This window comes from Pseudomonas sp. RT6P73, assembly GCF_054897715.1.
This window is the reverse complement of sequence record NZ_JBUBUV010000002.1, coordinates 3,868,458-3,891,946: the sequence shown is the minus strand read 5'-3', so window position 1 is coordinate 3,891,946 and position 23,489 is coordinate 3,868,458. Positions and strand designations below refer to the sequence as shown.

The following is a 23,489-nucleotide window of genomic DNA, read 5'->3' as shown; positions in this document are numbered from 1 at the left end:
AAAGCCTGTGACACAACGGTGTATACGTCAGTTTTCCGACAAATAATGCTCCCTTTTTGGGCGAATTCCGGTATAGTGCGCGCCGGCCTTTAACCGGGCCGCGTTTAGGTAGCGCAATTTCCCGAAGTCAGCTTCGGCTGCACGTCCGCACAGCGGACTCTCCCTTGACGAATCTTTTTCATTCATTCGTTTTCGCAAATCCCCGCCGACAAAGCAGCCAGGGCGACTCTTGAGTCTTACACGGCATGCGCAGCTTTGGAGCATGGGTCTTTGCGGATGCACTTAGAGGCAGACCCATGACCCAGGAAACCGGCGGCTTCGCCGCTTTTAATCTTAATCCGAATATTCTTGCAGCCGTCATCGCGACTGGCTACGAAGAGCCTTCGGCTATTCAGCAGCAATCGATCCCGATCATCATGGCCGGCCACGACATGATTGGCCAGGCGCAAACCGGTACGGGTAAAACCGCCGCGTTCGCCCTGCCGATCCTGCACCGCATCGATCCTGCCAAGCGCGAGCCGCAAGCCCTGATCCTGGCGCCAACCCGTGAGTTGGCGCTGCAAGTAGCAACCGCTTTCGAAACCTACGCCAAGCAAATGCCGGGCGTTACCGTTGTGGCCGTTTACGGCGGCGCCCCTATGGGTCCACAACTGAAAGCAATCCGTAATGGCGCACAGATCGTTGTCGCCACGCCGGGCCGTCTGTGCGACCACCTGCGTCGTGACGAAAAAGTCCTGTCGACCGTGAACCACCTGGTTCTCGACGAAGCGGACGAAATGCTCAAACTGGGTTTCATGGACGACCTAGAAGTTATCTTCAAGGCTCTGCCACCCACCCGTCAGACCGTATTGTTCTCGGCCACCCTGCCACAGTCGATCCGTGCCATTGCCGAACGCCATCTGCGCGATCCGCAACACGTGAAGATCCAGACCAAGACTCAGACCGTTACCGCGATCGAACAGGCTCACCTGTTGGTTCACGCTGACCAGAAGACCTCGGCTGTATTGAGCCTGCTGGAAGTGGAAGACTTCGACGCCCTGATCATGTTCGTGCGCACCAAGCAAGCGACCCTGGACCTGGCCAGTGCCCTGGAAGCCAAAGGCTACAAAGCCGCTGCGCTGAACGGTGACATTGCTCAGAACCAACGTGAGCGCGTGATCGAATCCCTCAAGGATGGCCGTCTGGACATCGTTGTGGCGACCGACGTAGCTGCTCGTGGCCTGGACGTTCCGCGTATCACTCACGTGTTCAACGTTGATATGCCTTACGACCCGGAATCCTACGTTCACCGTATCGGCCGTACTGGCCGTGCCGGTCGCGAAGGTCGTGCATTGCTGTTGGTGACTCCACGTGAGCGCCGCATGCTGCAAGTGATCGAGCGTGTAACCGGTCAGAAAGTTGCCGAGGTCCGCCTGCCGGATGCTCAGGCTGTTCTCGATGCCCGCATCAAGAAACTGACCAACAGCCTGTCGCCGCTGGTGGCTGATGCCGAATCGACTCACGGTGATCTGCTGGATCGCCTGACTGCCGACATCGGTTGCACCCCGCGTGCACTGGCCGCTGCTCTGCTGCGCAAGGCAACCAACGCTCAGGCGTTGACCCTGGCTGCGATCGAGAAAGAACGTCCACTGGTGCCGAACAATGCACCGCGTGGCGATCGTCCAGAGCGTACCGGTGATCGTCCGGACCGTGGTGATCGTGAGCGTCGTGCTCCGGTTGCACTGGCTGAAGGCCGTGCTCGTTGCCGTACCGCGCTGGGTGCGCGTGACGGTATCGCCGCGAAAAACCTGCTGGGCGCCATCCTCAACGAAGGTGGTCTGGCCCGTGAAGCCATCGGTCGCATCCAGGTGCGTGACAGCTTCAGCCTCGTCGAGCTGCCGGAAGATGGTCTGGAAAAACTCCTGACCAAACTGAAGGACACTCGCGTTGCCGGCAAGCAGTTGAAGCTGCGTCGCTATCGCGAAGATTGATCCGTTCTCGGGCTGATTGATCGAACATAAAAAATCCCCGACTGGTTCGGGGATTTTTTTGGCCTGCTGTTTGTGCATGGGCTGGAGACCGAGTGGGCCCCATCGTCGGAACGCCGCCCGGAGCCGGCTCGCTCCCACAGGGGATCTCTGTAATACACAGATATTGTGTTCACTGAAGATCTACTGTGGGAGCGAGCCGGCTCCGGGCGGCGTTCCGACGATGGGAGCGACTCGGTCTACCGGTCAGCCGAAACGGTAGATGTCCATCCCCAGCGCCCCCATGGTGAACCCTTGATGGGCAACGCCGAACTCACCCCCAGCCCCACGAGCAAAATACAACGGCAACAAATGCTCATCGCTGGGATGGTTGCGCACCGCATTGGGCGCCTGTTGACGATAATCGTGCAACGCGGCTTCATCGTTGGTCGCGAGCTTTTCAATCATCCAGTCGCGAAACGTTTTGGCCCACGGTTCGACGCTTTCCGGGCCGGCGTGCCAGTCCAGTTCTCGCAGGTTATGGGTGATGCTGCCAGAACCGATCAACAATACGCCGTGTTCGCGCAGGCTGGCCAGGGCATGGCCGACCCGGGTTTGCAGGGCAGGGCCGCCACGGGTGGGCAGTGAGACTTGCACCACGGGGATGTCAGCCTGCGGATACATCAATGACAACGGCACCCAGACCCCGTGATCGAACGGCCGCGTGGCATCGATGCGCGAAGGCAGTCCATCGGCCTTCAACAACTCCACAACCTCTGCCGCCAGCTGTGGATCGCCCGGCGCCGGGTATTGCACCTCGAACAGGGCCTTGGGAAAGCCGCCGAAGTCATGCCAGGTTTCAGGCCGGGGATTGCCGCTGACCAGCAGCTCGCTGCTTTCCCAGTGCGCAGACACAATCACGATGGCTTTCGGTTTCGGCAATTCTGCGGCCAGGCGAGCCAGGGCGGGTCCGCTGGCGCCTGGTTCCAGTGCCAACATGGGCGAGCCATGGGATATGTACAGGCTGGGGAACATGAATGACCTCCTGAGGGGTAAGATGGCAGCATCTTCAGTCAGATCATTGATCTAAATCTAATATAAGTTTTAGCGTCTTTTGATCGAATTTTCGGGATTAATTATGCAGCCGGAGTTTTGGCACAAGCGGTGGACGTCGAATCAGATCGGCTTTCACCTGCCGGAAGTGAATCCATATCTGCAACGTTACTGGCCGCAGCTGGGCCTGGAGGAGGGCGCGCGCGTATTGGTGCCGTTATGTGGGAAAAGCCTGGACCTGCTGTGGCTGGCGAAATGCGGTCACGAAGTGTTGGGTATCGAATTGTCGGAAAAGGCTGTGGAAGATTTTTTCCACGAGCATCAATTTGACCCGGACGTCAGCGACCAGGGTCCTTTCACGGTCTACCGGGCGGGTTCGATCGAGGTCTGGTGTGGTGATTTCTTCGCGTTGACTGCCGGCGATGTCGCCGATTGCAGCGCGCTGTACGACCGCGCGGCGTTGATCGCCTTGCCGCCGACGATGCGTGAGCAATACGCCGAGCACCTGAAGCGGATTCTGCCGAAGGATTCGCTGGGGCTGTTGATTACCCTGGATTACGAGCAGGCGCAAAAGGACGGCCCGCCGTTTGCCGTGCTGGATGACGAAGTGCAACGGTTGTTCGGGGCCACCTGGGAGCTGAAGATTCTGGAAGACCAGGATGTGCTGGGCGAGAGCTGGAAGTTTGTCGAGAGTGGTGTCACGCGGCTTGAAGAGCGGGTTTATCGGGTTTCCAGTCGATAGCTTGTGTTGTTAATGCCGGCCCCATCGTCGGAACGCCGCCCGGAGCCGGCTCGCTCCCACAATGGAATGCATTCCCCTGTGGGAGCGAGCCGGCTCCGGGCGGCGTTCCGACGATGGGGCCCTGATAGGCACTACAAAAATCATCTGACAAAAAAAGGCCCGCAATCACTGCGGGCCTTTTCTTTTAATGCGTAGTACGGAAGCTATCAGCCCCGACGACGCAACGCGTCAATACGCTCTTCCAGCGGCGGGTGGCTCATGAACATACGAGCGAACCCTTGTTTGATGCCGCCGTTGATGCCAAAGGCATTCAGCGTATCCGGCATGTGCACCGGCAGGCCCTGTTCGGCACGAAGGCGTTGCAAGGCACCAATCATTGCGCTGGTACCGGCCAGGCGTGCACCGGCTTCGTCTGCGCGGAACTCACGTTTGCGCGAGAACCACATGACGATGGAGCTGGCCAGGATACCCAGGACCAGTTCGGCGAAGATGGTCGCCACGTAGTAGGCGATGCCCTGGCCTTCTTCGTTCTTGAAGATCACCTTGTCGACAAAGTTGCCGATGATCCGTGCGAAGAACATCACGAAGGTGTTCACCACGCCCTGGATTAACGCCAGGGTGACCATGTCGCCATTGGCCACGTGGCCGATTTCGTGGGCCAGAACGGCCTTCACTTCGTCCGGCGAAAAACGCTCGAGCAAGCCCTGACTGACCGCGACCAGTGCGTCGTTCTTGTTCCAGCCCGTCGCGAACGCGTTGGCCTCGTAGGCAGGGAAAATCCCGACTTCGGGCATCTTGATCCCGGCTTCGCGGGACAGTTGCTCGACGGTTTGCAGCAGCCATTGTTCGTGACGGGTGCGCGGCTGGCTGATGATTTGGGTGCTGGTGCTCATCTTCGCCATCCACTTGGAGATGAACAGCGAGAACAGGGAACCGGCGAAACCAAAGACCGCACAGAAAATCAGCAGCTGATTGAGGTTGAGATCAACCCCGTTGGCCGCCATGAACCCGTTGAAGCCGAAAAGGCTCAAGGTGATGCTGGCAATCAGCACGACCGCCAGGTTAGTGGCCAAAAACAGCAGGATGCGCATCATGGTTGTAGAAATCTCCTCATGCTAAAGATGTAGCGTACTGCGGGGTATATAAGGTGCTGCACCGGGCTATTCAACCGAGTGACTATTTCAAACTGTGTCCTACGGCAACAGTCTAGCTGCTTGAAGGGCATTTCCGACGGGGATGCCGGATGCGTTTGACAGTCAATTCGCGTCGCAGGCCCCGTCTTTGTTAGACGCGGCCACGAAGCAGTGCATCAATCTGCGATAAGCGCAGTGATGTCTGGCAGGGCGCAAAGATATGTTGCTGAATTAATCACCGTGCGACAGACGCACGCGTCGCACGGTGAATATCAGTTTACTGACGGTAGGATTTGAGGAAGTTGCCAATCCGGCCAATGGCCATGTCCAGGTCGTCCACCCGTGGCAAGGTCACGACACGGAAGTGATCCGGCCAAGGCCAGTTGAAGGCCGTGCCTTGGACCACCAGCAGCTTCTCGGAGAGCAGCAGGTCGAGCACGAACTTCTCGTCGTTGTGGATCGGGCAGACTTTCGGGTCGATCCGCGGGAACGCATACAACGCGCCCATCGGCTTGACGCAACTTACGCCCGGAATGTCGTTGAGCAATTCCCAGGTGCGATTGCGCTGCTCCAGCAAGCGACCTTGCGGTAACACCAGGTCATTGATGCTCTGATAACCGCCGAGTGCGGTCTGGATCGCGTGTTGGCTCGGCACGTTGGCACACAGGCGCATGTTGGCCAGCATGTCGATGCCTTCAATGTAGCTCTGGGCGTGGTGTTTCGGGCCGGAAATGGCGATCCAGCCGGAACGGAAACCGGCAACGCGATAGGACTTGGACAGACCGTTGAAGGTCAGGCACAGCAGGTCCGGGGCCAGGGACGCGGTGCAGATGTGCACGGCATCGTCGTATAGGATCTTGTCGTAGATCTCGTCGGAGAACACCACCAGATTGTGCTGGCGAGCCAGTTCCAGCATGCCCAGCAGCACTTCCTTCGAATACACCGCGCCGGTCGGGTTGTTCGGGTTGATGATCACCAGGGCCTTGGTGTTCGGGGTGATCTTGGCCTTGATATCGGCCAGGTCCGGCCACCAGTTGGCCTGCTCGTCGCACAGGTAATGCACCGGGTTGCCGCCGGACAGGCTCACGGCCGCGGTCCACAATGGATAGTCAGGCGCTGGCACCAGCACTTCGTCGCCATTGTTCAGCAATGCCTGCATTGACATCACGATCAGCTCGGAAACGCCGTTGCCCAGGTAGATGTCTTCAATGCCGACGCCTTCCACCTGCTTTTGCTGGTAGTACTGCATGACAGCCTTGCGCGCACTGAACAGGCCTTTTGAGTCGCTATAGCCCTGGGCGGTCGGCAAGTTGCGGATCACGTCCTGAAGGATTTCGTCCGGCGCTTCGAAACCAAAAGGCGCCGGGTTGCCGATGTTCAGCTTGAGGATGCGATGACCTTCCTCTTCCAGGCGCTTGGCGTGCTTGAGCACTGGGCCGCGAATGTCGTAGCAGACGTTGGCGAGCTTGTTCGATTTGCTGACCTGCATGGCGATGTGTTCCCGAAAATGAACGATCCAGGCGGCGTATGAACTACCGTACTGGGAATCCTGCGTATTCACACAGGCCCGGCGCCTTGAGAGGCAGCACCCATAAATCCGTTTGAATGCGCGTGGTCTGGCTGCCAGACTGGCGTTTGACGAGGCGCAATCATACGTGCCGCCCGATCCGTGGAAAAGGTACAGATCGGGCTTTTTCAGCTGCTGAGGTGTGACAATGGAAAAGTTGGAAAAAACCCTGGAAGAATGGAAGGCGATGCTCGATCCAGAGCAGTACAACGTTTGCCGTCTCAAGGGCACCGAACGGCCGTTCTCCGGCAAATACAACGACACCAAAACTGACGGCGTTTACCACTGCATCTGCTGCAACGAGCCGCTGTTTGATTCGAAAACCAAGTTCGACTCCGGCTGCGGCTGGCCGAGCTTCTACGCGCCAATTGGCGAGAGTGCGATGGTCGAGATCCGTGACGTCAGCCACGGCATGATCCGCACTGAAGTGGTCTGCGCCAAGTGCGAGGCGCACCTGGGGCACGTGTTCCCGGATGGCCCGCCGCCGACCGGTCTGCGTTATTGCATCAACTCGGTGTGCCTGGACCTGGTGCCGCGCGCCTGATGCGGGCCCCGTAGGAGCGAAGCTTGCTCGCGAAGGCGTCCTGACATTCAACACTGATGTTGACTGAACTGACGCCTTCGCGAGCAAGCTTCGCTCCTACAGATGTTCAGGGTTCAACAATTTAAATTGCACACAATTCAATTGCTCGCTATGTTCAGTGCTTGTTCCTTTATATCGAGCCCAAGCCATGAGCGACAACCTGCTGACCATCCCGGTTACCACCATCAAAGGTGAACAAAAGACCCTGGCCGATTTCGCCGGCAAAGCCGTGCTGGTGGTCAACACCGCCAGTAAATGCGGTTTCACCCCGCAATACAAAGGTCTCGAGGAGTTGTGGCAGACCTACAAGGATCAAGGCCTGGTGGTGCTCGGCTTTCCCTGCAATCAGTTCGGCAAGCAGGAGCCGGGGAACGAAGGCGCGATTTCCGAGTTCTGCGAGTTGAACTTCGGTGTCAGTTTCCCGCTGTTCAAGAAGATTGATGTCAACGGTGCCGGCGCCCATCCGCTGTTCGTGCAGTTGAAAAAACGTGCACCGGGCGTGCTGGGTTCCCAAGGCATCAAGTGGAACTTCACCAAGTTCCTGATCGGCAAGGACGGCCAGTTGGTCAAGCGTTTCGCTCCGGCGACCAAGCCGCAGGACCTGAGCCGCGAGATCGAAGCCCTGCTCAAATGAACACCTTGTCAGTCGACTCCCTGAATCTCGACAGTCAGCTGTGCTTCAAGCTGTATGCCGCTTCTCGGGCGGTCATCCGCGCGTACAAGCCGATGCTCGATCAACTTGGCCTGACCTATCCGCAATACCTGGCGATGCTGGTGTTGTGGGAATGGCAGGAGGCGGCGCCGGAACAGCCGACGGTCAAGGCGCTGGGCGAACGCCTGGCGCTGGATTCCGGCACCCTGACGCCGTTGCTCAAGCGTCTTGAGCAGCTGCAACTGGTGCAGCGCCAACGTTCGGCGCGTGATGAGCGCGAGGTGCACCTGAGTCTTTCGCCCACCGGCAAGGTCTTGCGTGATCAGGTCGGGCCGCTCAAGACCCGGTTGTTGTGCGACAGCGGCGTCGATCTGGATCGCCTGAATGATCTGCGCGACGGTCTGGATCAACTGTTGGGGCAAATCAAAGCGCTGTCGTAGTCGGTATCCACAGGTCGAGCAGGGCGGCCAGCTCTTCACGGCGAAAGGGCTTGGCCAGGTAATCGCTCATGCCCGCCACACGGCAGCGTTCGCGTTCCTCGGACATGGCGTTGGCGGTCAAGGCAACGATGGGCAATTGTGGCCAGCGCCCGCTGCGACGGATTTGCCGACTGGCCTCATAGCCATCCATCACCGGCATGTTGCAGTCCATCAGCACCAGATCGAATTCATTGTGCTCGAGCTGATCCAGGGCTTCGGCACCGTGAGCGGCGACGATCACCTCGCAACCGAGTTTGCCGAGCATGCCCTTGGCCACCAATTGATTGACCGGGTTGTCTTCCACCAGCAGGACGCGTCCGCGTCGTTGCGGGGTAAGGGCTTCGACCCGGGCACCGTTGATCAGGTTGCTTTCCGGCTGCAGCACCCGGCGCAATGTCTGGTAAAGCGCATTGCGCGCCAGAGGTCGTGCCTGTTGTTGCAAGGGCGCCAAGGCACTCGCTTCTTCGCTGGGCATGAAGCTGCCATAGGCGGTCACCAGCAGAATCGGGGCGTCGAGGGTCGGGCGCAGGCCAAACAGGCATTCGGGACAGTCAGTGATCAGCACATCCGGGTCGAGGCCGATAAACGAGTCATCAATGGAGCGTTGTTGGTAGTCCAGGCCCCAGCCGGGCAACAGATTTTTCAACAGTTCCGCCAGGCCACTGTTGGCAGCAGTGATCGCGATGACCTTGCCCGGTAAAGGCTGCGGGGAAATGGCCCGGGTGTGGCAGGGTAACGGCAGGTCGGCGCAGAACTGGCTGCCGAAACCCGCTTCCGAGCTGATGGTCAGACGCCCCTGCATGGCTTCGCAGAGGTTATAGGTCAGCGCCAGGCCCAACCCGGTGCCGCCGAACTGCCGGGTGATACCCGCGCCCGCCTGCGTGAACGGCTGGAAGATTTTGACCTGAGCATCCTGGGCAATCCCGATACCGGTGTCGCAGACTTCGATTCTGACGCCATCTTCAAACGTTGAAAGACGCACATCGACCCGACCGAAACGGGTGAACTTGAGGGCGTTGGACAACAGGTTGCTGACGATCTGCCGGACGCGCGTCGGGTCCCCCAGCACCAGCGCTGGAAAGTGCGGGTCGATCAGACAGGTCAACTCGACGCTGGGCGCGGCGTTCTGAGACAGCAGGTTGGCGGTGTCTTCGATCAGCGACCCGAGGTCGAACGGAATGTGTTCGAGTTCGAGCTGGCCGGCATCGAATTTCGACAGGTCGAGAATGTCGTTGAGCAGTTCCACCAGCACTTTGCCCGAGTCATGGGCGATGGACAGCTGTTGCTGTTGTTCGGCATTGAGCGGGCCGTCCAGCGAGAGCGCGATCATGCCCAGCAGGCCGTTGAGCGGCGTGCGGATTTCATGGCTCATGTTGGCGAGGAACACCGAGCGTGCTTCGGCCATATCGAGGGCGGTGCTGCGTGCGACTTCCAGTTCCTGGTTGGATTGGCTGAGCCTGGCGTTGATCGCCTTGAGTTCCGCGGTGCGCGCCGAGACGATGTTTTCCAGTTGCCCGAGGTAGTCGGTCAGGCGGTTTTCGGCGTTGCGTCGCTGCTGGATTTCGGTGGCGATGTTCTCGAATTGCTGGTTGGCCACTTTGACCAGTACACCGATTTCATCGTTTTTATGCCCGCTCGGGTATTCCAGCCAGGTCGGTTCCGCGCTGCGCGGATCGCGTCCGCTGAGTTCGCGGATAACCCGCACCAGCGGTTTCGTCAGCATCACGTAAAACAGCGCCAACAGGATGCCGGTCAGGAGCAGGCTGCGAGCGAAGCCGTTGAGCAGCGTCACCTCCGCCCGGCGCAGGAAGCGGCTGCCGTAGGCGTAGGTATCGACTTCCAGTCGCAAGGTGCCGAGGGATTCGTCCGGCAAGTGGTCAAGGTAGAGACGGTCTTCAAACTGGCGGTTGGCGCCGAACAGGAAGTCGCTGATCATTCGGTAATTGTTTTGCTGGGTCGGACGTTTGACGCTGGCCAGAACGGTACCGTTGTTGTCAATCAGTTGCCCGCCGACGATCGCCGGTGAGCGCAGCAGGCCCATGGTCAGTTCCTGAGCGAGTTCGGCGTCGATGTTGTAGGCGATGCGGGACGCGGGGTTATGGCTGATTTCAAGCAAAGACAGTATTTCGCGGTTGATGGAGGCGTCTTCGCTGGCATAATCGATGCCTATTTGCAGCAGACTGAGCAGCGTGCCCAGAATAAAACCGACCAGCACAGTCAGCCTGGCTTGCTTGTAAGACAGCCGGTGGGTGAATTTGATATCCATGGGGTGTTGAACCACTTCCGTTTCCCTTCGCTGCTCAAGCATAGTCGATCATGCATGGATACCGTTGTTCTCGCGAGCCCTTGTGCAACAAGGGATGAACCGGATACCGAACGCTGTGTACCGTCGCTGTAATGCCATCATCACTGTGAACGTGCCCGAGGAGAAGACGTGGATTCCCGATTGAATGCTTTTCTTGAACGCGCCGATGCCGTCCTGGCCCGTATCGAACCGCTCTTGCCTGCACATCGGCAAGCCATCGACTGGACGCAATGCCTGGCTGCACGCTGGCAGCGCGAGGGCCGCAGCGGTTTTCTGTTGCCGCTGCACGTCAGCCTCGACACGCGGTTGTCCGACCTGATCGGTGTCGACCGGCAAGTGGAGCAACTGGGGCGCAATACCCGGCAGTTCCTCGACGGCATGCCCGCCAACCACGCACTGCTCTGGGGCTCGCGCGGCACCGGCAAGTCGTCGCTGGTGCGCGCCTTGCTGTCCGAGCACGCCAAGGCCGGTCTGCGGCTGATCGAGATCGAGCGCGATCATCTGGCGGACCTGCCGCGCGTGGTCGAACAGATCGCCAAGCTGCCTCAGCGTTTCGTGCTGTTCTGCGATGACCTGTCGTTTGAATCGGGCGAAGGCGACTATCGCGTGCTCAAGAGCGTGCTCGACGGTTCTCTGGAACAGGCGCCGGATAACGTGTTGCTCTACGCCACCTCCAACCGTCGCCACCTGGTGCCGGAAAAGGAAAGCGATAACGAAAACTGGAAAAGGGTTGACGGCGAACTGCATCCCAGCGAGGCGGTGGAAGACAAGATCGCGCTGTCGGACCGTTTTGGATTGTGGCTGTCGTTCTATCCGTTTACTCAAGAGCACTTCCTTAATGTCGTCGAGCACTGGATCGGTCAATTGGCCGAGAAATCCGGTCTCGAGTGGCAGCGTAACGAAGACCTGGACATCCTCGCCGTGCGCTGGGCCACGGGCCGGGGCAATCGCAATGGACGCTGCGCGTATCAATTTGCCCGCTATTGGGTAGGGCTGAAGCTGTTGGAGCACAAAGCATGATCGATTTACAGAAGAGCGGCCAAGGCCTGGACGGTTACGGCATGTTATGGGCGCAGCTGGAGTCGTTGTTGGCGGACGAGCGTGACTTCATTGCCAACGCCGCACAGTTTTCAGCGTTCCTGTACAGCCAGCTCGACGACCTGAACTGGGCCGGTTTCTACCTCAATCGCAACGAAGAACTGGTGCTGGGCCCGTTTCAGGGGCAAATCGCCTGTGTACGCATTCCGTTCGGTCGCGGCGTGTGCGGGACGGCGGCGGCGACCTTGCAGACCCAGCTTGTCGAAGATGTTCACGCGTTCCCCGGGCACATTGCTTGCGACAGCGCATCAAACAGTGAACTGGTTGTGCCGCTGGTCAAGGACGGCCGCCTGATCGGTGTGCTGGACCTCGACAGTCCGAGCCTGGCGCGGTTTACCGCTGACGATCAAGCCGGTATCGAGCAACTGGCGGCGATTTTCCTGCGACTGACCGATTGCTGATCACGCCCTCAAACCGGCCTTGACCAGCAGGCTTGACGGGTCGACTGCATCGATCTGTCGTGGATCGAGGAATCGGTCGGCGTACTGCAAATAGATTCCGGCGTTGATGAACAGACCGAACAACTCTGGATCGATATGGGCATCACGGCACATGGTAGCCATGATGCCCAGCGCTTCGCTCAAGGATTTAGCCTTCTTGTAGGGGCGATCGGCGGCGGTCAGCGCCTCGAAAATATCGGCAATCGCCATCATCCGTGCCGGCAGGCTCATTTCTTCGCGTTTCAACTGTTTGGGATAACCGGTGCCGTCCATTTTCTCGTGATGGCCGCCGGCGATTTCCGCGACGTTGTTAAGGTGGCCGGGGAAGGGCAGGTGGCTGAGCATCAGGATCGTCTGCACCATGTGGTGATTGATGATGTAACGCTCCTCGCGGGTCAGCGTGCCTCGGGCGATGCTCAGGTTGTAGAGTTCGCCCCGGTTGTACTTGTAGTGCGGCACATCGAGCTTGAAACCCCAGGGATTGTCTTCCGGGATCAGCTCGCTTTCGGCGCGTTCGAACAAGTGCTCGGGCTTGTCCGCCAACAGCGGCTCGCTGACCGGCAAGGTCGGTGCCGGGGTTCCTGCCTGGCGGCGGTTCTCTTCCCAGGACACGCCGAGTCGATCGTCCAGGGTTCGGGTCCAGTTGCGCTGGGCAATGCTGCGCAGTCGTTGCAGATCGGCCTCGGCCATGGCCTCTGCGCCCAGATTGCAGCGGGCGACGAAGGCGAAATCATCATCCAGCCCGGCCAGGTTGGCATTGCGCAATTCGGCCAGGTGCTGTTCGTCACCGCCCAGGGCAATGGCCTGCCAATAGTTGATCCAGGCATCACGCTTGAGGACTTCGAAACGAGTGCGGATTTCATGGATGCGGTCGTTCAGGGTCTCAAGTTTGGTGGCTTTATCGACCACGTATTCAGGTGTCGTGACCTTTCCGCAGTCGTGCAGCCAGGCCGCAATGTGCAGTGCTTCCCACTCGTCTTCGGTGGGTTGGTAGTCGCTGAAGGCCGGGTCCTGACTGGCGGCTGCCGCCTGGGCAAGCATCAGAGTCAGTTCCGGCACTCGCTGGCAGTGACCTCCGGTGTAGGGGCTCTTGGCATCGATCGCACCGGCCAGCAGTTGAATGAAGGCGTCCAGCAATTGTTTCTGCTTGGTTTGCAGGCGCTGGCTTTCAATGCACACGGCGGCCGCGCCGGAAACAGCCTGGAGAAAGGCGATGCGGTCCGGGCGAAGTTTTTCCAGGTCGCTTTGTGCACCGCTGTCGGTCAACAGCAGGGTCAACAGGCCCACGGTTTCGTTGTGCCGATTGTGTAAGCGGATGCCGATCAGGTGAACCCGGGGGCATTCCAGCGCGAGCATCACCTTCTGCAAATCCCCCGCCTGTTCGAAACCCAGATTGGTGACGACATTGTCGGCGTTCGACAACTGCTGCAACCACTGAGGACTCTGCGGGTCCTGGAGTTCATGTCCTTGAACACCGAACGACGGCAATGCCTGTGACGTGCCATTGATGACCAGGCCTTGGGGCTCCATGCGATCGCTGTCACGCTCGCGCAGGTAAATCAGACCGGCCTGTGCCTGGCCGATCTTCACGGTTTCAAACAACACCCGCTGCAGGAGTGGCGCGAAGCGGGTCTCGGCGCTCAGGCTATCGGTGATCTGGAAAAAACTACCCAGGGTGTCCTTCATTCGCGCCATCGACACGCTCAGCTGATCAATTTCAAGCACCGGCGAACGACGGCCGATCGGAACGTTGAAATTGAAACTGCGAACAGCATCGGCTTCCTGAACCAATGCGCGCAGCGGCTTGACCAGGACTCTTGAAGTCAACCATCCCACGGGCAGGCACAGCAGCAATGTCGTCAGCGTAATCAACGCGCCTTGCCAACGCATGCGGTAGGCATCGGCGAGCAATTCGTCCTCTGGCACCAGCAACGCCAATTGCAGGCCCTGTGGTCCGCCCTCCGTCATGCTGCTGCGCGCCACGATCCATTGACGACCGGCGGCGTCCAGACGATTACCGGCGGGAGGACGGGTGAGCAGGGCACCGAGGCCGGGGCTCAGGTCGGCCGCCTTGTTCAGGCGAGCGGTCTTGTCGTCGATGATCAGCTTGCTGCTGTCGGGGTAGGCGATCGCATTGCCCTGGGCATCGAACAGCACGATTTCGGTATGGGGCGTCACCACATGTTTGGCCAGGGTGGCCGACAACTCAGCCAGCGTCAGGTCGGCGCCCATCACCGCATTCTCACCACTGCGCCGGGCCAGGGTGGTGCCGACGTTGTGGGTGGAGAAAAAAACGTAGGGTTCGGTGGTGATTTGGCCCACATCGCCGAGCGCGCTGGAGAACCAGGCGCGGGTACGGGGATCGAAGGTTTCGTCGGGATTGTCCTGACGGTTGAGGAGTGTCAGGGATTGATCAAAAAACAGGGATTGAGAGCGGATCTGACCACTGCTGCCATTGTGCTCGATGCTCCAGACTTGAAACGCCGCCGTGTCCGGGGCTTTCAGGGCGGTTCTCAGGGCTGTGGTCCGTAGGGGGCGAACCATGAAAAAGTCGCCGTTGTCGTAGCCCAGGTACAACGATGCCAGGTTGGGGTTGTCCTTGAGCGATTGGCTGAAAGGCTGAAGCAACTCCAGTCGCTGCTCCAGATCCGGTGCCCGGGTTGCCGGATAGTCCGCCAGCAGGCTCAGTAGATGACGAATCGGTTCATAGGTGCCTTGCAGGTCCAGGCGGACATCCTGCTCGATGCGATTGAAGAGCTTTTCACTGCTGGAAAGAATGATCTGCGTGGTTTGGCCGTAATTGAAAATGCCCAACACCACGCCGGTCAGCAATAACAGGAAGGTGAACATCACACTGATATGGATGTGCAGGGGAAACCGGCGTTGATCCGGGCGCAGTGGGCTGGGCATTGCGGGTCTCTCCATGATGGTTAACACACTGCTCAGCGTCCAAGCATAGTTAAGGCTCCATCATTCTGCTTTTGTCGTTTTGGCCTATCTGTTGTTGCAATGCCTGCTCCAGTTCGAGCATGGCGCGGTCCAGGGCCTTGGTGCAATTAACGACTTCGTCAGGGTGGGACACTTCATGACAGGCGTTTTCGAGCGCCTCGCAGCTGTCGATCAACCGGCAGGCCTGGACGATTCGCGCAGCACCCTTGATTTTGTGGGCAACGTCGATGAAAGACTGCCGGTCCTCTGAGGGGGACAACGCCAGCAACTCTTGCCGGTCCAGACGGTTGCTGTTCAGTAATTCGGACAACAACCGGTGGTCCAGTGTCGGGCTGCCACCCGTTAACAGGTGCAGCCCTGCAAGGCTGAAGGCTGGGGCGCGGACCATCGGCGCAACGCCTCCAACCCATTGACTCAAAGCTGTCAGGCTGAGGGGTTTGAACAGGCAGTCGTCCATTCCGGCGAGTTTGCAGCGTTGGATTTCCTCGGGCTGTGCATTGGCGGTGAACCCCAGCACGGTACAAGGCCTGCACTGGGTTTGTTGTTCATGTTGGCGAATGGTGCGAGCCAGTTCGTATCCATCCATGATCGGCATGTTGCAATCGACAATCACCAGATCGAACAACTCGTCCTTCCAGGCTTTCAACCCCGCTTCGCCATCCGGTGCGGCGCTGGAGCGATGCCCCAGGAACTCCAGCTGCTGGCACATGAGCAAGCGATTGGCGGGATGGTCATCGACCACCAGGACGTTCAGCGTAGCCGCGGTTGCATGGATAGGCGGTTCAGCGGTTTTCGTCACCCGCTCGGCTGGCAGCGTTGCAAGGTTCAGCGAGACCTGGACCTGAGTACCGATACCGGCCTGGCTGCTCAATTGCAGGCTGCCGCCCATCATCTCGCACAGACTGCGGCTGATCACCAGGCCAAGCCCCGCACCGCCTCTGACGGACTGCCCGGTATTATCGGCCTGGGCAAAAGGCTCGAACAAACGCCGTTGATCCTGTTCACTGATCCCTACACCGCTGTCCTCAACCTGCAACTGCAGCAACATCCGCTCGGGTTCATCGGTCGGATGCAGCTCGACCACAATCCGGACCTGACCCTGTTCGGTGAACTTGATGGCGTTGCTCACCAGGTTGGACAGCACCTGCTTGAAGCGCATCGGGTCCAGCAGGACATCGGGGGGTGGTTCGGCAGGGTTGAAGTCCAGCCGCAGGCCAAGATTTTTCTGGCGGGCCAGTCCGTCGAAGATCCGCACCACCGACGCCACGGTTTCTCCCAGGTTGACGCGTTCCGGGCTCAGGCTCAGGCGCCCGGATTCAATTCGCGCAATATCAAGAATGTCCCCGATCAGGTTCAGCAGGTCTTTCGCCGAGTGGTAGGCCACGTCAATGGCCGGGCGATCCGGATGGCGGTGATCGATACGCTTGAGGGTCAGTTCGAGCATGCCGATGATTGCGTTCATCGGCGTTCGGATTTCATGACTCATGGTCGCCAGAAAGGTGCTTTTGGCGCGGTTGGCTTCATCCGCACGCTCTTTCGCGGCACGCAGGTCATCGAAAAGTTGTCGCCGCTCGCTGATGTCGATCCAGCCGCCAATGATGCCTTGTACTTCACCGCTGGAGTCCCGGTAGGGAAGTATCCAATGATAAATCGTCAGCGAGCGGTCACCGATATGCAATGGCCGGTCGAGAATCAACGGCACGCCTTCGGCCACGACGCGTTGGTAATCCGCCTGATATTCATGAGCTTCAAATGAGTTGCTCATGCTGCCCTGCATGACGGTTTTACCCATCACGTCTTCGCGTCTGGCGCAAAAGGTCTCCAGGTAACTGTCGTTGCAGCTTTGCAGCAAACCCTGGCGATCACGCACGTAGATGGGATGAGGCGTTCCGTTGACCAGCGACCGCATGAATTCGAGTTGGTCGTTCAAGGCGAGCTCGGCGGCCAGACGCTGATTGATCTGACGACGCATGTAAGCGTTCCAGGTGACGGAAATCAGTAGAAGCACGCCGATACCGAGAACGATCTGATAGAACACCCGGTGATAGTTGCGCCAGGTACTTTGCGAGGCCGACGAGTAGCCTCGCCAGCGGCTGTTGATAATGCCCAGCTCTTCCGGTGCGATGCTCATCAATGCCTTGTCGAGGATCGAACCCAGCTCTTTGGCGTCGCGCCCGGTCGCCAGGGAGAACGCGGCTTGCCGGGTGCCGATGGTGGTGCTGATTTGAAGTGTGTGCTCGAAAATTCGCGATGAGATGAAATAGTTGGCAATCACCAATGAGCTCACTGCACCTTCAGCCTGACCCTCGGCGAGTAATTCCACGGCGCTGAAGGTGTCCGGCGTTTCGATCAGATGGATTCGCGGGAACTCGCGGCGCAGGTAATCCGCCATTGGATTGCCTTGGGCGATGGCCAGGCGCTGGTCCTTTAGCTGCGTCAGGTTTGACGGGCTGCCGGCCGCTTTGCGAGTCAGCAGGACAACGGAGTTTTCCAGGTAAGGGCGGCTGAAGTTCAGCATCGTTTCACGCTGCGCGCTGGGGAGCAGAGCGGCGATCAGGTCGGCCTGGTTGCTGTTGACCTGCTCGATCATTTCGTCATCGTTGCGGCTGCGATGGATCTCAAAGCGTAAACCGGTGCGCAATCTGATCAACTCGAGCAAGTCGGCAGAGACGCCCCGAAAGTTGCCGTCGCTGTCGAAAAAGGTCAGCGGTGCCAAGGCCTCGTTGACCACGACCCTCACAACGGGATGGAGTGCCAGCCAGCGTTCTTCGCGGTCGGAGAGTTGCAGTTTCTGATCGGTGAGAAGAATGTCACTGCCCGCACTCCAGCGTTTGGCGATGTTTTCTCGCTCGCTGCCAGGGGTCGCCTTGAGGATTGCGTTAATGATCCCGAGCAGATCCCGGTTGTCCTTATGCACGGCAAAGCTGAAACCGTGGGCCTCGTGTTTACCGAAGTTGGCCATGCGGATGTTGTTCAGATACCCCTTGTTGATCATGTAATGGGTGGAAATGGTGTCGCCAAGAAAAACATCGGCCTGGTCGAAAGCCACCGCATTGATTGCATTCTGGTAGGAGGGGTAGGAGGTGATGATCGCTTTCGGGTACAGGGCCCTGACTTCGTCCAGCGGCAGATAGTGATAGACCATGCTCAGCCGCAGCCCGGCGAGGCCATCGCTCAGGGATCTTGTTTCTCCTTCTCGCGTCACCAGAACCGGTTGATCCACGGCATAGGGCGTGGACAGTACAATATCGGCATTGCGGGCTTCAAAACCATTGGCGCTCCCGAGCATGTCGACCTCGCCTTTTTCCAATGCCTCGATCGCGTCTCCCCGGGACGCGTAGCGCTGCACCTTGACTGGCAAACCGGTGGCCTTGCCCAGGATGCCCGCGTAATCAGCGGTGAAGCCTTCGTAGTCGTGGCCACTGATGGTCAGGTCGAAAGGAGGATAGTCAGGGGCAGAGGTGCCCAGAATCAGTTCACGCTTGTTGTTAAGCCATTGTTGTTGCGATTTATCCAGCTGGACTTCCATGTGTCCGGTCATTGAACGACTGAGCAGGGTGTAATGCTCACTCGCAGTCTGTGCCGCGTGCACTGAGGTGCTCAGGCATAAACCCGCGGTCAGCAGTATCAGATAATCCTTTATACGACTGGGCATCCTGTCTCTCACACTAACGCGTTGCGTTTTGCCATATCAATGAGTTCAACGAGTGACTTGGCTTTGAGTTTTTGCATGAGGCGCTTTTTATAGGTGCTGACAGTCTTGTTGCTCAGAAACATGCCCTTGGCAATTTCCTTGTTAGTCCGGCCCTGGGCAAAAAGTTGCAATACCATCAACTCCCGGTCGTTGACTGACTTGAATAACTCCAGATCGGCGTATCGCTCATCGTCAGCACGAACAGGATTCAAGGCCTGGCTGGGGAAATAGTTGTAACCTGAAAGTACTGCCTTGATTGCGCTCACCAGTTCACTCAAGTCTTCCTGTTTGCATACATAACCTGATGCGCCAGATTGCATGCAGCGAATACCGAAAAGTGTCGGGCACTGGGCAGTCAACACCAGTGTTTTGAGGGGGGTACTCATTGCGTTGAAACGGGAGAGAACTTCCAGGCCATCCAGTTTGGGGATGCTGATGTCGAGAATGACCAGGTCGGGCATGCATTCACGAACCATCTGCATGGCGTCGACCCCATTATCAGTTTCGCCGACGACTTTGTAACCCTCATGTTCGAGCAACATTCGGACGGCAAGACGGATGACAGGGTGATCGTCGACAATAAAAACGGAGTTCATAATCAAATCCCATACGCGCTCAAATAAAGCGGGCACCTTAGCTCAGATAGTTGAGAGGGGCATGAACTGACGGGCCTGTAGTGGCAATATAGGACAATTCCTACAGAGGAAGAAGAAACGGACTACGGATCAACTAGGTTTCGCATGAGGACCTGTGAAAGTGTTGTATGCGTGTCCGGGTCATCGGAGAGGTTGGTTTATAGTGTTTTATTTGTGTTTTAAGTGTTGGGTTTTAGTGTGTAATTGTTGCTGTGCTTTTATAAAGACGCCAAGGTCAATAACTTTCTAAAGTCCGATTGTTTCAGGGGTTTGATCAAATAGCCCAGTAACGGCAGTCCGTGTTTACCGGCCATTCTTTCAAGACCGTCCAGTTCAATGGACGTCAGACTGCTCAGCAGTATTGCCTGCCTGATCATTCCCCGCTGGCTGGCGAATTCGATCAAATCAAGACCGGAAAGGTCAGGCAAGCATTGATCGCACAGAAGGATGTCGAAGGGCTGCGACGACTTGGACATTAGCTGCAATGCCGCTTCGGCGCTGTGAGTTGCGGTGAGTTGAGTGAAGCCGTAACTCTCCAGCAGGTATTGGGTCGCCCTGAGCTGAAAGGGATGGTCTTCCACCAGCAAGATGCGCCAATCGTGTTTCAACATAGAATTTTTCATGCTTCATCTGTGGTGCAGAGGGAGCGTGATTATTTCGCGAACAGGCCGTTCAATCGATCAGTCGGCTCTGCACAAGCTGTAGGGCGATTCCGTTGACGCTGCGATTGAAATGAAAAATGCGCAGAAAATCGATCGGCCGCTCAGGAGGCCCGATGCGGCTGATCGATGTAGGCTCATCCGTGGCTTGAACGACCGGTCATTTCCAGAGCCATTTGACTGGCATAGCTGTCGGTCATGCCGGCGATGAAGTCGATCATTCTCAGGAACGAGGTGTGCAAAGGACCGTGAGGATCGGGCGCATTGTTGCCCAGCAGGTCGAGGATGCGGCGACTCTTGAAGGACGGTGTTCGACCGTTGTGTTGTTCCAGTGCCGCGCCGCAGAACGCGTTGAGCAAGATTTCGAGCGTGGTGTAAGCCCCGATTTCGTGCAGCGTCTTGCGCTTGTCCTGGAAGATCTTTTTGCGCGCCATGTCTTTGGCATTCAGGACACAGCGCTTGGCCGGACCGTGCATGTGCTCCACCAGATCGCCGGGCAGTGTGCCAGCCAGCAGCGAGTCCTGTTGCTCGACGAAAGCCCGGGCGGCGGCATTGGTCAGGTGCTCGATGGCCTTGCCCCGCAGGATCGCCAGTTTGCGCCGGCGCGAATCCAGTGGGCCCAATTGGCGATAGGTTTCCGGAAGATCGTCGCCCACAAGATCGAGCAGCAAAGACTCGACTTCGGCGTACTCCAGCAACTCCATTTCCAGACCATCTTCCAGATCGATCAGCGCGTAACAGATGTCGTCCGCGGCCTCCATCAGGTACACCAGCGGATGGCGCGCCCAGCGTTGGTCCTCCAGTTGCGGCAGGCCGAGTTTAAGAGCGATCTGCTCCAGTAGCGGGAGCTCGCTCTGATAGCAGCCGAACTTGTGCTTCTTGTAGCCCAATGAATCGGCGTGCTTTGCCGTCCATGGGTACTTCAGATAAGTACCCAGCGTGGCGTAGGTCAGCCGGGTGCCGCCGTCGAACTGATGGTACTCAAGCTGGGTGAGCACCCGGAAGCCTTGGGCATTGCCTTCGAAATTCAGGAAGTCATTGCGTTCGACTTCGCTCATGGCGTCCAGCCAGCCACGGCCGGCGGCTTGCTGGAACCAGTGACGGATCGCGTCTTCGCCGGAGTGCCCGAAAGGCGGATTGCCGATGTCATGGGCCAGGCAAGCCGATTGCACCACCATCCCCAGGTCGCTCGGTTCGCACCAATCGGGCAGGGCGCTGCGAATGGTCTCACCGACGCGCATGCCCAGCGATCGACCCACGCAGCTGACCTCCAGCGAGTGGGTCAGGCGCGTGTGAATGTGATCGTTGCTGGACACCGGATGAACCTGAGTCTTGCGCCCGAGGCGGCGAAAAGCTCCCGAGAAAATGATGCGGTCGTGGTCTTTGTGAAAAGGGCTGCGGCCGAGTTCTTCCGGGCTGTGCAGAGGCTTTCCGAGGCGTTCGCGGGTAAGCAGGGTTTGCCAATCCAAGGCTGGACTCTCCGTCAGATGACTGAGCCTCTAGCTTCCGGGTTCAGGCCTGCGCCTGCAAGCGGAACTAGAGCCCGGCGGCGTCGATGTCGATGAGCAGCAGTCGCTCGCCGTTGTCGAAAAATTGCCCGGCGGTGAGGCAGTACTGATTGCTGGTAGCATCACGGTAGGTCGTGGACAGTGTCAGGCGCCGCTCTTCCCAGCCCTCGGCCAGCAAGTGATAAAAGTACGGTCTCCACGACCAGTTATGGCCCAGGTAGCGGTTGTCGGCCTCCCAGCTGTTGTTGCGCCATTCCAGATTGGGCGTCAACTGGGTGCCATGACGGTCGCATTGGTAGAAACGCAACAGCCAGGGAAACGCCTGCAGGTGTGGCAAGGCGCTCAGTGGCGCACGGGCCAGGGCCCAGGCTTGCAGGATGGTCATCAGTTCGCAGAGTTGCTGGCGCATCATCATCAGTCGACTGCGTTCGCCCAGTTTCTGCTGGACATAACGCTGGCGCAGTTGTGCGAAACGCTCGACAAAGGCGTCGGTGGCAAAGAACTCCACTTGCGCCCGGGCGAACAGAAACCCCTGTACGTAACGTGAACCGCACTCCAGGGCGAAATTGAGTTGAGCTTCGGTTTCCACCCCTTCAGCGATGATCCAGCAGCCTGTTTTCTCGGCCATTTGCGCCAGCGCCTTCACCACGTCGCTACTGTGACCGCCCAATGCTGCGGCCTGGAACAGTCGCATATCGAGCTTGAGAATGTCCGGTTGCAGGGCCAGCACACGATCAAGTTGCGAGTAGCCGGCACCGAAATCATCGATGGCGATCCGTGCCCCGGCCTGTCGGTAGCGGGCCACGACGTCGGCCAGGCGCTGGATGTTGCCTCCCAATTCGGTGATTTCGAAAACGATGCGCTGCGGGTCGACGTGGTGCCGGCTCAATTGCATGAGGCTCGGCAGCGCCTGGTCCGGCCGTAGACGGTTGATCCAGCGCGGCGATATGTTCAGGCTCAGAAACCAGTCCGAAGGCGCTTCATGCAGACGGCTCAGGGCGTTGTCGCGAATCTGGCGATCAAGACGACGAAGAGCGATGGCGGGCGTTCGCGGATCGGCGAACAGCGGTCCCACCGAGGCCAGTTGACCGTCGGCCTGACGCAGTCGACCCAGCGCTTCCACCCCCGCGATACGTCCCGTGGCGGTATCGATAAACGGCTGAAAGCAGGCGAGCGGTTGCCCGTCGATCACGAGGCCTCCTTAGTAAGGTCTTGTTTTTGGATTAACCTGCTCACCGGGTAGGCACACAGGATTGAACCTCTCGATAAAGAGGTTAATCCCGGTGGTATTGCAAGAATGCAGCCAGATAGAGGCTCTTCAGTCTTTGCGCGAAGAACCCTGCATGACCAGTTTGATCAAGGGCCCCAGCGTTGTACCGAGACGAACCAGCCGAGTCAGGCTGCTGGGACCGCCGCTCTTGGCGCCTTTTCCGGTCAGAAAACCGAGCAGCGTCACGGCCGCCATGCCCCAGAGCGGGGCGTGCTTGATGCCGAAGCCATCGTGCAGGTTTTGCGTCATCCCGCGTACCCGCTGCAAGGGTTGCAGCAGTTGCGCGGATTCGTGACGAATTTCCTGGCGATGCATTTCCATGCGCAGGCGTATCAGCGCCTTGCGCATTTCGGTGCGCGAGCTGTTATGGGGCAGTTCAGGCAGGCTCATGGCAGCAGACGCTCCCTATCGTTGGCCAATTCTTCCAGAGTGCCGTGGAACGGCGAGGACTCATCGAAAATCGCCGCCTTCAGGCGCATGGCACAGAATATTGCAGCCAGGGTGTAGAACACGCAGAGCCCGATGATTGCAGGCAGGCGGTAGGTGTCCCAAAACAGGATCAGCACCAGCGTCGACAATCCCACCAGCAACAGCAAGGCAAAGACCAGCGCCAGGCCTGCAAACAGCAACAGGCTTACGGTGCGCGCTTTTTGTTCCTGCAACTCGATGCCGAACAGTTCGACATGGCTGTGCAACAGTCCAAGAAAAGCGGCACCCAGGCGCCGCGATGAAGAGCTTGTGCCCGTCGCGGACGAGCTGGATTCACCGATAGACAT

The 23,489-nt window shown here is 58.6% G+C and carries 19 protein-coding genes; 7 read left to right on the top strand and 12 right to left on the bottom strand.

Translation table 11 applies throughout. The features are described from left to right. Positions 1-296: 296 nt before the first annotated feature. Positions 297-1,970: a DEAD/DEAH box helicase gene (locus ACYZT6_RS18205; RefSeq protein WP_123510266.1), complete on the top strand. Its 1,674-nt coding sequence runs from the start codon at positions 297-299 to the stop codon at positions 1,968-1,970. 243 nt (positions 1,971-2,213) lie between these two features. On the opposite strand, the gene ACYZT6_RS18200 is transcribed toward ACYZT6_RS18205, so the two are convergent. Next, complete coding sequence (locus ACYZT6_RS18200; RefSeq protein ID WP_462028080.1) at positions 2,214-2,981, bottom strand: DODA-type extradiol aromatic ring-opening family dioxygenase; 768 nt, start codon at positions 2,979-2,981, stop codon at positions 2,214-2,216. 103 nt (positions 2,982-3,084) lie between these two features. On the opposite strand from ACYZT6_RS18200, the gene ACYZT6_RS18195 reads away from it, so the two are divergent. Continuing rightward, on the top strand, positions 3,085-3,741 hold the full coding sequence (locus tag ACYZT6_RS18195; RefSeq protein WP_462028079.1) for a thiopurine S-methyltransferase: 657 nt from the start codon (positions 3,085-3,087) through the stop codon (positions 3,739-3,741). A 206-nt stretch (positions 3,742-3,947) separates the two neighbouring features. On the opposite strand, the gene htpX is transcribed toward ACYZT6_RS18195, so the two are convergent. Further along, positions 3,948-4,835 carry a protease HtpX gene (gene htpX, locus ACYZT6_RS18190; protein WP_059403635.1) on the bottom strand — a complete coding sequence of 296 codons (888 nt, stop codon included), beginning with the start codon at positions 4,833-4,835 and terminating at the stop codon, positions 3,948-3,950. 316 nt (positions 4,836-5,151) lie between these two features. Beyond that, positions 5,152-6,363, bottom strand: a complete 1,212-nt coding sequence (locus ACYZT6_RS18185; RefSeq protein WP_008030363.1) for a pyridoxal phosphate-dependent aminotransferase — start codon at positions 6,361-6,363, stop codon at positions 5,152-5,154. 226 nt (positions 6,364-6,589) lie between these two features. On the opposite strand from ACYZT6_RS18185, the gene msrB reads away from it, so the two are divergent. The 3 genes from msrB (at position 6,590) to ACYZT6_RS18170 (ending at position 8,116) form a co-directional block, all read left to right on the top strand. Then, entirely contained in the window at positions 6,590-6,985 is a 396-nt protein-coding gene (msrB, locus tag ACYZT6_RS18180; RefSeq protein WP_462028078.1) for a peptide-methionine (R)-S-oxide reductase MsrB, read from the top strand. Between the two features lie 187 nt (positions 6,986-7,172). Then, positions 7,173-7,658, top strand: a complete 486-nt coding sequence (locus tag ACYZT6_RS18175; RefSeq protein ID WP_438659299.1) for a glutathione peroxidase — start codon at positions 7,173-7,175, stop codon at positions 7,656-7,658. Beyond that, on the top strand, positions 7,655-8,116 hold the full coding sequence (locus tag ACYZT6_RS18170) for a MarR family winged helix-turn-helix transcriptional regulator (RefSeq protein WP_462028077.1): 462 nt from the start codon (positions 7,655-7,657) through the stop codon (positions 8,114-8,116). Before ACYZT6_RS18175 ends, ACYZT6_RS18170 begins: the two co-directional genes overlap by 4 nt. Here the strand turns inward: ACYZT6_RS18170 and ACYZT6_RS18165 are convergent. Beyond that, entirely contained in the window at positions 8,100-10,421 is a 2,322-nt protein-coding gene (locus ACYZT6_RS18165; RefSeq protein WP_462028076.1) for a hybrid sensor histidine kinase/response regulator, read from the bottom strand. The genes ACYZT6_RS18170 and ACYZT6_RS18165 overlap by 17 nt on opposite strands. 168 nt (positions 10,422-10,589) lie before the next feature. Between ACYZT6_RS18165 and ACYZT6_RS18160 the strand changes: the two genes are divergently transcribed. Together ACYZT6_RS18160 and ACYZT6_RS18155 are read left to right on the top strand one after the other, a co-directional pair. Further along, entirely contained in the window at positions 10,590-11,480 is an 891-nt protein-coding gene (locus ACYZT6_RS18160) for an ATP-binding protein (RefSeq protein WP_462028075.1), read from the top strand. Next, positions 11,477-11,959, top strand: coding sequence for a GAF domain-containing protein (locus ACYZT6_RS18155; RefSeq protein ID WP_094468350.1), 483 nt, complete (start codon positions 11,477-11,479; stop codon positions 11,957-11,959). Before ACYZT6_RS18160 ends, ACYZT6_RS18155 begins: the two co-directional genes overlap by 4 nt. On the opposite strand, the gene ACYZT6_RS18150 is transcribed toward ACYZT6_RS18155, so the two are convergent. From ACYZT6_RS18150 to ACYZT6_RS18115, 8 genes are all read right to left on the bottom strand, one after another. Beyond that, the gene (locus ACYZT6_RS18150; RefSeq protein ID WP_462028074.1) at positions 11,960-14,908 is read right to left on the bottom strand and encodes an HD domain-containing phosphohydrolase; all 2,949 of its coding nucleotides are present in this window, start codon (positions 14,906-14,908) and stop codon (positions 11,960-11,962) included. A gap of 49 nt (positions 14,909-14,957) precedes the next feature. Further along, positions 14,958-18,602: a transporter substrate-binding domain-containing protein gene (locus tag ACYZT6_RS18145; RefSeq protein ID WP_462028073.1), complete on the bottom strand. Its 3,645-nt coding sequence runs from the start codon at positions 18,600-18,602 to the stop codon at positions 14,958-14,960. A gap of 8 nt (positions 18,603-18,610) precedes the next feature. Beyond that, positions 18,611-19,237 carry a response regulator transcription factor gene (locus ACYZT6_RS18140; protein ID WP_094468347.1) on the bottom strand — a complete coding sequence of 209 codons (627 nt, stop codon included), beginning with the start codon at positions 19,235-19,237 and terminating at the stop codon, positions 18,611-18,613. 257 nt (positions 19,238-19,494) lie between these two features. Next, positions 19,495-19,899 (bottom strand): response regulator, encoded by a 405-nt coding sequence (locus tag ACYZT6_RS18135; protein ID WP_462028072.1) that lies wholly within the window; start codon positions 19,897-19,899, stop codon positions 19,495-19,497. A 173-nt stretch (positions 19,900-20,072) separates the two neighbouring features. Next, on the bottom strand, positions 20,073-21,404 hold the full coding sequence (locus ACYZT6_RS18130; RefSeq protein WP_461987553.1) for a deoxyguanosinetriphosphate triphosphohydrolase: 1,332 nt from the start codon (positions 21,402-21,404) through the stop codon (positions 20,073-20,075). A gap of 67 nt (positions 21,405-21,471) precedes the next feature. Next, complete coding sequence (locus ACYZT6_RS18125; protein WP_462028071.1) at positions 21,472-22,635, bottom strand: EAL domain-containing protein; 1,164 nt, start codon at positions 22,633-22,635, stop codon at positions 21,472-21,474. A 126-nt stretch (positions 22,636-22,761) separates the two neighbouring features. After that, positions 22,762-23,103: a hypothetical protein gene (locus ACYZT6_RS18120; protein ID WP_461975389.1), complete on the bottom strand. Its 342-nt coding sequence runs from the start codon at positions 23,101-23,103 to the stop codon at positions 22,762-22,764. Beyond that, positions 23,100-23,489, bottom strand: coding sequence for a phage holin family protein (locus ACYZT6_RS18115; protein ID WP_094468343.1), 390 nt, complete (start codon positions 23,487-23,489; stop codon positions 23,100-23,102). The genes ACYZT6_RS18120 and ACYZT6_RS18115 overlap by 4 nt, the downstream gene beginning before the upstream one ends.